Annotated in this window: 6 protein-coding genes; 5 read left to right on the forward strand and 1 reads right to left on the reverse strand. The window is 71.6% G+C overall.

The genetic code is table 11. The features are described from left to right. The first annotated feature begins 269 nt into the window (after positions 1-269). The 3 genes from ACFYZS_RS18300 to meaB are packed head-to-tail and all read left to right on the forward strand — an operon-like array spanning position 270 to position 5,372. The gene (locus ACFYZS_RS18300; protein WP_389013113.1) at positions 270-2,192 is read left to right on the forward strand and encodes a methylmalonyl-CoA mutase family protein; all 1,923 of its coding nucleotides are present in this window, start codon (positions 270-272) and stop codon (positions 2,190-2,192) included. After that, a complete protein-coding gene (gene scpA, locus ACFYZS_RS18305) occupies positions 2,189-4,375 on the forward strand; it encodes a methylmalonyl-CoA mutase (RefSeq protein WP_389013116.1) in 2,187 nt (728 codons plus the stop codon). The genes ACFYZS_RS18300 and scpA overlap by 4 nt, the downstream gene beginning before the upstream one ends. A 10-nt stretch (positions 4,376-4,385) precedes the next feature. Further along, the gene (gene meaB / locus ACFYZS_RS18310; RefSeq protein ID WP_389013119.1) at positions 4,386-5,372 is read left to right on the forward strand and encodes a methylmalonyl Co-A mutase-associated GTPase MeaB; all 987 of its coding nucleotides are present in this window, start codon (positions 4,386-4,388) and stop codon (positions 5,370-5,372) included. Positions 5,373-5,447: 75 nt separating this feature from the next. Here the strand turns inward: meaB and ACFYZS_RS18315 are convergent, their stop codons facing one another. Then, on the reverse strand, positions 5,448-6,449 hold the full coding sequence (locus ACFYZS_RS18315; RefSeq protein ID WP_389013122.1) for an asparaginase: 1,002 nt from the start codon (positions 6,447-6,449) through the stop codon (positions 5,448-5,450). Between the two features lie 131 nt (positions 6,450-6,580). On the opposite strand from ACFYZS_RS18315, the gene ACFYZS_RS18320 reads away from it, so the two are divergent. Both ACFYZS_RS18320 and ACFYZS_RS18325 read left to right on the forward strand, forming a co-directional pair. Next, positions 6,581-7,030 carry an Lrp/AsnC family transcriptional regulator gene (locus tag ACFYZS_RS18320; protein ID WP_030868896.1) on the forward strand — a complete coding sequence of 150 codons (450 nt, stop codon included), beginning with the start codon at positions 6,581-6,583 and terminating at the stop codon, positions 7,028-7,030. A gap of 710 nt (positions 7,031-7,740) precedes the next feature. Beyond that, on the forward strand, positions 7,741-12,081 hold the full coding sequence (locus ACFYZS_RS18325) for an FG-GAP-like repeat-containing protein (protein ID WP_389013126.1): 4,341 nt from the start codon (positions 7,741-7,743) through the stop codon (positions 12,079-12,081). Positions 12,082-12,232: the final 151 nt, after the last annotated feature.

Raw genomic sequence — 12,232 nt, forward strand, 5'->3', positions numbered from 1 at the left:
CGGGGGTGGGGTGGGGTGTCGTCCGGAGTGTCAAACGTGATGTGTTGGCGCTCCATCCCGAGCACTTCTCCAACCCGGAAAAGGCGCCATAAATCATGCCCCGCTCCGGACGGCGCCCCACCCCGCCCCGACACCGGCCCCACCACGCTCCACGGCACTCCGCCGCTGCTCACACGCTCTTTCGTGAGCGTCCCCGTCTCACATGAGAGGGGGAGATCACATCCGGTGGTTATAGTCGTTCACAAGCCCACCCCCCTAGCATTCGAGCCATGACGGTCCTGCCTGATGACGGGCTCTCCTTGGCCGCCGAGTTCCCTGACGCGACGCATGAGCAGTGGCAGCGCCTGGTAGAGGGCGTTCTACGCAAGTCCGGCAAGGACGTATCCGGCGAAGCCGCAGAAGACGCGTTGTCCACGAAACTCGAGGACGGGCTCACCACCCGCCCGCTGTACACCGCACTCGAAACGGCCGACGAGACCGGGTTTCCCGGTTTCGCTCCGTTCATACGGGGCGGCAGCCCCGCCGGCGGCGCCGCCGGCGGCTGGGACGTGCGCCAGCGATACGTCGGTAATGACCCCGTACGGGTGAACGAGGCCGTTCTGACCGACCTCGAGAACGGGGTCACCTCCCTCTGGCTGTCCCTGGGCGGCGGCTCCGGCGGGCTCCCCGTCGACGCGCTCCCCCGCGCCCTCGACGGCGTCTACCTCGACCTGGCTCCCGTCTCCCTCGACGCCGGAGCCGAATACGCCGACGCCGCCCGGGCCTTGCTGCGCCTGTACGCCGAGCGGCAGGTGGCCCCCGAGGCCGCCCGCGCGAGCCTCGGCGCCGACCCGCTCGGCCATGAGGCCCGTACGGGTGAGGCCCTGGACCTCGCCGACGCCGTCGGCCTCGCCCGGGAGGCGGCCGCGCACTGGCCCGGCGTCCGCACCCTCCTCGTCGACGCGCTGCCCTACCACGAGGCCGGCGGCTCCGCCGCCGAGGAGCTCGGCCTGTCGCTGGCCACCGGAGTCGCGTACCTCCGCGCCCTGACGGAAGCCGAAACCGAAGCCGACACCGGAGCGGAAACCGAAGCCGCGGGCGCCGTCACCGGCGGCGGCCTCGGCATCGGCGCCGCCCTCGGCCAGCTCGAGTTCCGCTACGCCGCGACCGCCGACCAGTTCCTCACGATCGCGAAGTTCCGCGCCGCACGCCGTCTGTGGGCCCGGATCGCCGAGGCCTGCGGGGCCCCGGACGCCGGCGCCCAGCGCCAGCACGCCGTCACCTCGCCCGTGATGATGACCCGTCGCGACCCGTGGGTGAACATGCTGCGGACCACCGTCGCCTGCATGGCGGCGGGCGTCGGCGGGGCCGACTCGGTCACCGTGCTCCCCTTCGACCACGAGCTGGGCCTGCCGGACGCCTTCGCGCGCCGCATCGCCCGCAACACCTCCACCATCCTCTTGGAGGAGTCGCACCTGGCCCGCGTCATCGACCCGGCCGGCGGCTCGTACTACGTGGAGCAGCTGACCGACGAACTCGCGCACGCCGCCTGGGAGTTCTTCCAGACGATCGAGAAGGCCGGCGGCCTCGCCGCCGCCCTGCGCTCCGGGTCGGTCGCCGACCGGCTCGCCGCCACCTGGGCCGAGCGCTCGAAGAGGATCGCCAAGCGCCGCGAACCCATCACGGGCGTCAGCGAGTTCCCGCTGCTCTCGGAGAAGCCCCTCGACCGCGAGCCCGCCCCGGCGGGCCCCACCGGCGGGCTGCCGCGCGTACGGCGCGACGAGGCGTACGAGGCGCTGCGCGCCCGCAGCGACGCGCACCTGGCCGCGACCGGGAACCGTCCGCGGATCTTCCTGGCCGCACTCGGCCCTGCGGCGGCGCACACCGCGCGCGCCACCTTCGCCGCGAACCTGTTCCAGGCGGGCGGCGTCGAACCGGTCCACGACCCGGTCTCGGTGGACCCGTCGACGGCCGCCGCGGCCTACGCCGCGAGCGGCGCGGACGGCATGGCCGTGCTGTGCTCCAGCGACGCCCTGTACGAGGAGCAGGCCGAGGCGGTGGCCGCGGCCCTGCGCGCGGCCGGTGCGACGACCGTGTTCCTCGCGGGCAAGCCCGGCACGTCGGCCGGCGCCGTGGACGAGTACGTCTTCGCGGGCTGCGACGCGGTCGCCGTGCTGTCCTCCGTACTCGACCGGATGGGAATCGCGTCTTGAGCATCCCCGATTTCTCCGAACTGGCGCTGAACGGCGCGGGCCCGGCCGCCGGGTCCGAGGACCAGTGGCGCGCCGCCGTCAAGGAGTCCACCGGGACCGCCGCCGGCGACCTGCTGTGGGAGACCCCCGAGGGCATCGGCGTGAAGCCGCTCTACACGGGCCGGGACCTGGAGGGGCTGGACTTCCTGCGGACCTACCCGGGCGTGGCCCCGTACCTGCGCGGCCCGTACCCGACGATGTACGTCAACCAGCCCTGGACGATCCGCCAGTACGCGGGGTTCTCCACGGCCGAGGAGTCGAACGCCTTCTACCGGCGCAACCTCGCGGCCGGCCAGAAGGGCCTGTCGATCGCCTTCGACCTGCCCACGCACCGCGGGTACGACAGCGACCACCCGCGCGTCACGGGCGACGTCGGCATGGCGGGCGTGGCGATCGACTCGATCTACGACATGCGCCAGCTCTTCGACGGCATCCCGCTGGACAAGATGACGGTGTCGATGACGATGAACGGCGCGGTGCTGCCGGTCCTCGCCCTCTACATCGTGGCGGCGGAGGAGCAGGGCGTCTCCCCCGACAAGCTCGCCGGGACCATCCAGAACGACATCCTCAAAGAGTTCATGGTCCGCAACACCTACATCTATCCGCCCAAGCCCTCGATGCGGATCATCTCGGACATCTTCGCGTTCACCTCGCAGAACATGCCGCGGTACAACTCCATCTCGATCTCCGGCTACCACATCCAGGAGGCCGGGGCCACGGCCGACCTGGAGCTCGCGTACACCCTCGCCGACGGCGTGGAGTACCTGCGCGCCGGGCAGGCGGTCGGGCTGGACGTGGACGCGTTCGCGCCGCGCCTGTCGTTCTTCTGGGCGATCGGCATGAACTTCTTCATGGAGGTCGCGAAGCTGCGCGCCGCCCGCCTGCTGTGGGCGCGGCTGGTCAAGCAGTTCGACCCGAAGAACGCCAAGTCGCTCTCGCTGCGCACGCATTCGCAGACCTCGGGCTGGTCGCTGACCGCCCAGGACGTCTTCAACAACGTGACGCGCACGTGCATCGAGGCGATGGCCGCGACCCAGGGGCACACCCAGTCGCTGCACACCAACGCCCTCGACGAGGCGCTCGCGCTGCCGACGGACTTCTCGGCGCGCATCGCCCGCAACACCCAGCTGCTGCTGCAGCAGGAGTCGGGGACCTGCCGGTCGATCGACCCGTGGGGCGGCAGTGCGTACGTGGAGAAGCTGACGTACGACCTGGCGCGCCGGGCCTGGCAGCACATCCAGGAGGTCGAGGCGGCCGGCGGCATGGCGCAGGCCATCGACGCGGGCATCCCGAAGCTGCGCGTGGAGGAGGCCGCCGCCCGTACGCAGGCGCGGATCGACTCGGGGCGCCAGCCGGTGATCGGCGTGAACAAGTACCGCGTGGAGAACGACGAGCAGATCGACGTGCTCAAGGTCGACAACTCCTCGGTGCGCACGCAGCAGATCGAGAAGCTGCGCCGGCTGCGCGAGGAGCGCGACGAGGCGGTCACGCAGGACACCCTGCGGGCGCTGACGAACGCGGCCGAGCGCGGCGACGGCAACCTGCTCGCGCTGGCGGTGGACGCGGCGCGCGCCAAGGCCACGGTGGGTGAGATCTCGGACGCACTGGAGAAGGTGTACGGGCGGCACGCGAGCCAGATCCGTACGATCTCGGGTGTGTACCGCACCGAGGCAGGCGAATCCCCGAACGTGGAGCGCACGCGTGCGCTGGTCGACCGGTTCGAGGAGGCTGAGGGCCGCCGTCCGCGTGTCCTGGTCGCCAAGATGGGCCAGGACGGGCACGACCGCGGCCAGAAGGTGATCGCGACCGCCTTCGCCGACCTGGGCTTCGACGTGGACGTCGGCCCGCTGTTCCAGACCCCGGCGGAGGTGGCCCGCCAGGCCGTCGAGGCGGACGTCCACGTGGTGGGCGTGTCGTCGCTGGCGGCCGGCCACCTGACCCTCGTACCGGCGCTGCGCGAGCAGTTGGCGGAGGAGGGGCGCGAGGACATCATGATCGTGGTGGGCGGGGTGATCCCGCCGGCCGACGTGCCGACGCTGCTGGAGATGGGCGCGGCGGCGGTGTTCCCGCCCGGCACGGTCATCCCGGACGCGGCCCACGACCTGGTGACGCGGCTGGCCGCGGACCTGGGCCACGAGCTGTAGGGCGCGGCCGATGCCTCCGAAGATCGAGATCGAGGCCTACGCGAAGGGAGTGCTCGACGGGAAGCGCGCGTTCATCGCGCGCGCCATCACCCTCGTCGAGTCCACCCTGCCCGCCCACCGCGCCCTGGCGCAGCAGCTGCTGACGGAACTGCTCCCCCACACGGGGCGGGCGCGCCGGATCGGGATCAGCGGGGTGCCGGGGGTCGGCAAGTCCACGTTCATCGACGCGTTCGGCACGATGCTGACGGGGCTGGGGCACCGGGTGGCGGTGCTGGCCGTCGACCCCTCCTCCACGCGCACGGGCGGCTCCATCCTGGGCGACAAGACGCGGATGGAACGACTGGCGGTGGACCCGGCGGCGTTCGTCCGGCCGTCCCCGTCGGCCGGCACCCTGGGCGGGGTCGCGAAGGCCACCCGCGAATCCATGATCGTCATGGAGGCGGCTGGCTACGACGTGGTCCTGGTCGAGACGGTGGGCGTGGGCCAGTCGGAGACGACGGTGGCCGGCATGGTGGACTCCTTCCTCCTGCTCTCCCTGGCCCGTACGGGAGATCAGCTGCAGGGCATCAAGAAGGGTGTCCTGGAGCTGGCGGACGTCCTCGCGGTGAACAAGGCGGACGGGCCGCACGAGCGCGACGCGAAGGCGGCGGCGCGGGAGCTGTCGGGCGCGCTGCGCCTGATGCACCCGGCGGACGCGGCCTGGACCCCGCCGGTGCTCACGTGCAGCGCGCGGGAGTCGGCGGGTCTGGACGAGGTCTGGAACCGCCTGGAACAGCACCGCCGGCTGCTGGACGCCGGGGGTCGCCTGGCGGCCAAGCGCGCGGAACAGCAGGTGGAGTGGACCTGGTCGATGGTCCGCGAGGAGCTGCTGGAGCGCCTGCGCGGGAATCCGGCGGTCCGCGACCTGGCCCCCGGCCTGGAGGCGGCGGTCCGAGCGGGCACGGTGACGCCCACCTCGGCGGCGGACCGCATCCTCGCGGCGTTCACGGGCCCCTGACGGGCCCTGCCGGGGCGGCCGCCCCTCCGGGGTCCGGGAGGCGGTCGCCCCCGGCACCCCGGTCGGGGGTCGGGCTCAGGCCGTGACCAGTGCCGGCCCGGCCGAGGACACGCTGCGCTGCAGGACGCGGACCCGGTCCGCCGCGTCGTCTGAGGCCAGCAGGGCCGAGAGCACGGCGATCCGCGCCTGCGGGGCCCTCAGCGTCCCCGTCGGGACCGCTCCCGCCGCCACCAGGTCCACGGCCCCGCCGTGGGTGTAGATCTCCGTCACCGGCCCGGCGGCGACCCGGGTGGTCAGCGCCACCAGCACGCCCCGCGCCACCGCGTCCTTCACCGCTTCCACGATCTCCGGGGTGGCGTTGCCCGCGCCGGTGCCCACCAGCACCAGACCCCGTGCGCCCGCCGCGAGCGCGGCGTTCAGGAGTACCGGGTCGCCGTCCGCGTGGTGCATCATGACGTCCACCCGCGGCGGGACCTCGGGCATCGCCGGCAGCGGCAGCGGCTCCGGGCGCTGCGGGGCCCGCAGCATCGTGACCTTGCCGAAGCCGATCTTCCCGAGCAGTTCCTTCGAGGGGTCGGCGAACGCGTCCAGCGCCACCGCCTGGGTCTTCACCGTGCCGCGGGCCGCGTGCACCCGGCCGCCGAAGGTGATCAGCACGCCGAGCCCGCGCGTACTGGCTGCGGTGAGCAGCGCGTCGTACAGGTTGCCCGGCCCGTCCCCGTCCGCGGTGCCCATCGGCCGCTGCGCGCCCGTGAACACCACGGTGCGCGGGTCGTGGTGGTGCAGGTCGACGAGGAACGCCGACTCCTCCAGGGTGTCGGTGCCGTGCGTGACGACGATGCCGTCCACGTCCGGATCGGCGAGCACCTCGTGCACGGTGCGCAGCAGGGTCAGCTGGTGGGCGGTGGTCAGCCGGGGGCTGTTCACGCTGAACAAATCCACCACCTCGACGGTGATGTCCTCGGGCAGCGGCGCGGTGGCCATGACCTCGCGCCCGTCGGCGTCGGCCGCAAAGCCGGAACCCTGCCAGCGGCTGGCTATCGTGCCGCCGGTGCTGATGACGACGATCCGTCCCATGGCCACCCTCTCTCGCGTACGGGTGATACCTCGTACAGATGTGCTGAGCTGGCAATGATAGTGAGATCTACGCGCAACGCGATTGCCAGTTTCACCCCGCCCGTTCACATACGCCGGGTGATAATTGCTCCATGGATGCCATTGACCGTGAAATCTTGCGCGAGCTCCAGGCCGACGGCCGCCTCAGCAACCAGGAACTGGCCCAGCGCGTCGGCTTGACTCCCTCCCCTTGCATGCGGCGGGTGCGCCAGCTCGAACAGGACGGGGTGATCCAGGGCTACCGCGCGGTGATCGCCCCCGAGGCGGTCGGCCGCGGCTTCGAGGTGCTGGTCTCCGTCGAGGTGCGGCGCGACCGCGCTGCCGTCGAGGCCTTCGAGGCGGCCCTGCAGGACATCCCCGACGTCATCGAGGCGTACCGGCTCTTCGGCAGCCCCGGCTGCCTGCTCCGCATCGCGGTGGAGGACCTCCGCGCCTACGAACGCCTCTGGATCGAGAAGCTGACGGCCCTCTCCGGCGTCACCGAGGTCAACTCGCAGATCATCATGAAGCGCATCAAGGAACCGACGGGCCTGCCGGTCTAGCCCTCGCCGGGGATGTCCGCGGCCAGCGCCCTGGCCGCGGAGCCGGCGGCGTCCCATTTCACGCAGGGCCGAGTTCTGGCGGCGGACCGTCCGCTCCGGCAGTTCTCTGCGGACCTCCCGCAGAACGCGGTCGAGCGCTTCGGCGGGCGTGTCCACCAGGAATTCGACCCTCTCCCCGAAGAATCCCGCCGTACCGACGGCGTGCTCCATATGGGGGCCTTTCCGGTCCTGCTCATTTTGTCGAGCCATTGGGCGCCGGCACCCGCCCCGGCCGCGATCTCGGCCAGGGAGCAGGGGCGGCGGCGCGCCTCCGCAGGGTCCCCGGCGGCCGGGACCCGCTCCCCCCGCAGCAGGCTTTCGACCTGGTGCGCGGCAGTCCCGTCCGGTACGACAGCCCGCCCTCACCGTCGACCCCCAGTACGGCATCGCGCCCGGGACCGGCACCGTCCCGGAGCTCGGCGATCAGCCGCGCCGTGTCGGGATCCGGTTGGATTTTCCGTCAGTTCCCACATAACGTCCCGCAGGTCTCGCGCTTGGCAGAGCTTCTCCCCGCGGGGCAACGACTTTTACCGGTTTCCATAAAAGGGGGGCATGTGCCGGAAATGAGAACACGCGGCTCCAGGGCCGCGATACGCGCAAGACGGACGAGAGGCGAACAGGGCGGCGGGGCAACGGGGCGGGTCCTGCACCGCGTCCTGGCCCTCGGCCTCGTGGCCGGGCTGACCGCCTCCGGGCTGACCGCGGGCATCGGGGCGCACCCCGCGGCCGCCGCGGCCGACCCCGTGGCCGAAGGCTCCAAGAGCGCCGAGGAGTTCGCGCTGGAGCAGGCCAAGGCCACGAACCAGCCGTACGAACTGACGTCCGCGCGCACCGAGTCCACGGACACCTGGGCCCTGCCGGACGGGACGTGGTCCGTCAAGCGCTACGGCACCCCGGTGCGCGTGCTCCGGGCCGGCGCCTGGGTGCCCACCGACGCGAACCTGGCGTTCTCGCCGTCCGGAACCGTCACCCCCAAGGCGTCGACCGTGGACGTGGCGTTCTCCGGCGGCGGCACCGGTCCCCTGCTGACCGGCGTCAAGGACGGCCGCACCCTCTCGCTGACCTGGCCGAAGGCCCTGCCCAAGCCGACCCTCGACGCGAACGTGGCCACGTACGCCGAGGTCCTCCCCGGGGTGGACCTCCAGCTGAAGGCCGAAGTGGAGGGGTTCTCGCAGCTGCTCGTCGTCAAGACCGCGGCCGCCGCCCAGAACCCGGAACTCGCCTCGCTGAAGTACAAGCTCGACACGGTCGGCCTGAACGTCTCCGTCGACGGGACCACGGGCAGCGTCAGCGCCGTGAACCCGGCCGGGCAGACGGTCTTCTCCAGCCCCTCCCCACTGATGTGGGACTCCACCAGCGCGACGGCCCCCGCGGCCAAGAGCCTGCTGAAGTCGGCCCGCTCCGCCCCGCAGGGCGTGTCGGCCCCGCAGGGCCTCTCCGCCGCGGACGCGGGGCACCCCTCCGACGTCTTCGAGCCGGGCCCCGGCGCACGCGACGCGCAGATGCCGACCTCCGTCGCGGGCGGCACCCTGGAGATCAAGCCGGACCAGGCGCTGCTGACCGGTGGGGCCACCACCTACCCCGTGTTCATCGACCCGTCGTGGGCCTGGGGCGAGAAGCAGAACTGGACCCGGGTCTACAAGCAGTACCCGAACACCTCCTTCTGGAACACCAAGGACCCGATCCGGGTCGGCTACGAGGCCGAGACGGGCGGCTCGAACCGCGTCTCCCGGTCCTTCGTCCAGCTCGACACGAGCGACACCCGGTACGCCCAGGTGAAGGACGCGACGTTCCGGATCCGCAACACCTGGTCCTGGTCCTGCCAGGACCGGCCCGTCGAGCTGTGGCACACCGGCGGCATCTCGAAGAACACCACCTGGAACAACCAGCCCGCCAAGAAGTCGAAGCTGGCCACCGTCGACGACTCCAAGGGCTGGAGCAACGACTGCGCGGCCGGCAACCTCGAGTTCAAGGTCACGGACAAGATGCGCGAGGCCGCCGCGCAGGGCTGGGCGAACATCACCCTGGGCCTCTACGCCTCCAACGAGGGCGACACGTACGGCTGGAAGAAGTTCGACGCCAAGACCGCCGTCCTGGAGACGGTCTACAACCACCTGCCGTCGCGTCCGGCCGGCCTGGGCACCGGCCCCCGTACCGCGTGCCAGGCGGGCGGGCTGATCGGCAACACCCGGGTCAGCCTGTACGCCACCTTCGACGACCCGGACGCGGGAAACCTCACGGCCGAGTTCCAGCTGTTCAAGGCGGGAGCCTCCACCCCCTCGGCCACGCAGTCCCTGCCGGCCACCAAGGGCAAGGTCACCACCTGGGCGGTTCCGGACGCCAGTCTGCCGACGGGCGAGTGGACCTGGAAGGTGCGGGCCAAGGACCAGGACGACGCGTACTCTCCGTGGTCCGAGACCTGCAAGTTCACGGTCGACCGCACCCGCCCGAGCAAGCCGCCGGTGATCGCCTCCAGCGGGAACCAGTTCCCGCCCGGTGACAACGGCTGGCCCGCGGTGACCGGCAAGGCCCGCGAGACCGGCACGTTCACGTTCGCGCCGAACGGCGTGGCCGACGTCGACCACTACGTCTGGTGGACCGACTACGACGCGGACACCAACGAGACCCCGCCCGGCGCTCCCGCCTTCGTACGCCCGCCCGGCTACGGCCCGCACCACGTCTACGCGTACAGCGTCGACAAGGCCGGCAACCGCTCCGACGCGAGCAGCTACCTGTACTACGCCGGCCGCTCCCAGCTCCGGGACGGGCCCACCGACCTCAACGGCGACGGCAACAACGACATCTGGAGCATCGACTCCAACGGCACCCTGCTGACGTACGCCGGCCAGGGCAACAGCACCTTCGCCGTGGCCACCAACGGCGGCAACTCCTTCGCGGGCGCCGTCGTGGACTCGCGCGGCGACTGGGGCCAGGACGGCTACAACGACCTCGTCACCCTGAAGTACGACGACGTCGAGAAGAAGAAGCGCCTGTGGACCTACCCCAACAACGGCAGCGGCGCCGTCACCGACCGGTACACCGAACTGACCGTCTCCTGCCCGGTCGTCAACGAGGACCTCGGCTGCGTCGGCGACGAGACCTGGACCGGTGACGACCACTGGTTCAACGCGGAGCAGGTCGTCTCGGCGGGCGACCTCAACGGGGACGGCCAGCCCGACCTCCTGGTCAAGCAGGGCAAGTTCCTGTGGGCCTACTACGGCAACCGCGCCGCGCGCTCCCTCGACGTGCGCGAGCCGGTGCTCGTCGGCGGCGGCGACTGGGACAAGTTCACCGTGATCGCCCCCGGCGACCTCAACGGCGACGGGATCGCCGACCTGTGGCTGCGCGACAACGCCGGCGGCGACATCCTGCGCTCGTACGGCAAGAAGGCCGCCAACGGCTACCTCGACCCGACCACGTGGGGCGACACCGCCGCGCGGGTGAAGATCGGTTCGGGCGTCACGGCCGCCGGCTACCCGGGCATCGGCTCCGTCGGCGACATCACCGGGGACGGCATCGCGGACCTGTGGGCCCGCAAGACCGACAACACGGTGGTCGGCTGGCCGGGCAAGGTTCCGGCGGCGGACAACGTGTCCTTCGCCGCGCCCTTCTCCATCGACGGCATCACGGGCGGCTCCCGCATCCCCTCCGGCACGGTCCTGGCCGCCGGCCAGTCGCTCGGCTCCCGCTCGGCGAAGCTGACGATGCAGGGCGACGGCAACCTCGTCGTCACCTCCCTGGCCAACCAGCCCCTGTGGTCCTCGAAGACGGCGGGCAACGCGGGCGCCAAGGCCGTCATGCGCGGCGACGGCAACCTGGTGGTCTACAAGGCGGACGGCACGACCGTCCTGTGGGAGTCCAAGACCAAGGCCCCGGACGGCTACGCGCTGCTGCAGGACGCGGGCGACCTCGTCGTCTTCGACGCCGGCAGCAGGGCCCAGTGGTCCAGTGGCAGCGGCATCCGCCACGACTACAACGGTGACGGCCGCAGCGACATGGCCGACTGGTACGACTTCTACGACGGCAGCGACGGCATGCACACCTTCGCCACCAACTCGGACGGCAGCTTCCAGACGCCCAAGTCCGCCTACCGGGTGGACGACGGCCACTACTACGCCCCCAACATGAAGCGGGTCACGGGCGACTTCAACGGCGACGGCATCGGCGACGTGGCGTCCGTCTACGGGTACGCGGACGGCGGCGTCGCGCTGCTCACGTGGACCGGCAAGGGCGACGGCACGTTCAACGAGATGTTCAAGTCCTGGTCCGTCGGACCGGGTCAGTGGAGCTTCGACCGGATGACCCCGTACAGCGGCGACTTCAACGGAGACGGCCGCGACGACGTGGCGGTCTGGTACGACGCCTTCGACGGCGACGACACCATCTGGACGTTCACCAGCACCGCGCGCGGAGCCTTCAACTACCCGGTCAGCTACTGGCACGGGTACGACAGCTGGGACCGCTCCCGGGCCAAGACCGTCACCGGTGACTTCAACGGGGACGGCCGCGACGACCTCGCCGCCCTCTACGGGTACGCGGACGGCAGCCAGAAGATCTGGACGTTCACCTCCACCGCGAACCCCGGGTTCACCCCCGTCGCCTCGTGGAGCTCCGGCCCGCGCGACGACTGGTCCCGTACCTCGCTCCACGCGGGCGACTTCAACGGCGACGGCCGCGACGACCTCGCCGCCTGGTACGACTACGCGGACGGCCACGACGGCGTCAACGTCTTCCCGAGCAGCGCCGACGGCACGTTCGCCTCGACCTACGAGGCATGGAGCGTGGCGGCCGGCCACGTCCACCGCCCCAACATGAAGATCGTCACCGGCGACTTCAACGGCGACGGCCGCGACGACCTCGGAGCCTTCTACGGCTACGACGACGGCTCGGTCAAGGCCTACACCTGGACGGCCAAGCCGGACGGGAAGCTGAACGACTCCGTCGGCGGCTGGTCCGCCCCGACCGGCCAGTGGACGCGCGACCGCGTCCAGTTCCTGGACATGCAGAACTAGGACCGCCCCCAAGGCGGTGCCCCGACCCACCGGGCCCGGGGCACCGCCTTTCCCAATGGCCGTGCCGACGTCGGCGCCCTCCCGCCGGCACGGCCGATGGCTCCGCACCGGGTCGGCCGCGAAGCATCACCAAAGCTGTCTGTTTCAGGCC

This window comes from Streptomyces sp. NPDC001903, assembly GCF_042891345.1.
Classification (GTDB): domain Bacteria; phylum Actinomycetota; class Actinomycetes; order Streptomycetales; family Streptomycetaceae; genus Streptomyces.

What these genes read in the sequence shown, in the direction of transcription:
- ACFYZS_RS18300 (WP_389013113.1), top strand. Translation starts at nt 270, where the DNA reads ATGACGGTCCTGCCTGATGACGGGCTCTCCTTGGCCGCCGAGTTCCCT.
- meaB (WP_389013119.1), top strand. Translation starts at nt 4,386, where the DNA reads ATGCCTCCGAAGATCGAGATCGAGGCCTACGCGAAGGGAGTGCTCGAC.
- ACFYZS_RS18320 (WP_030868896.1), top strand. Translation starts at nt 6,581, where the DNA reads ATGGATGCCATTGACCGTGAAATCTTGCGCGAGCTCCAGGCCGACGGC.
- ACFYZS_RS18315 (WP_389013122.1), bottom strand. Translation starts at nt 6,449, where the DNA reads ATGGGACGGATCGTCGTCATCAGCACCGGCGGCACGATAGCCAGCCGC.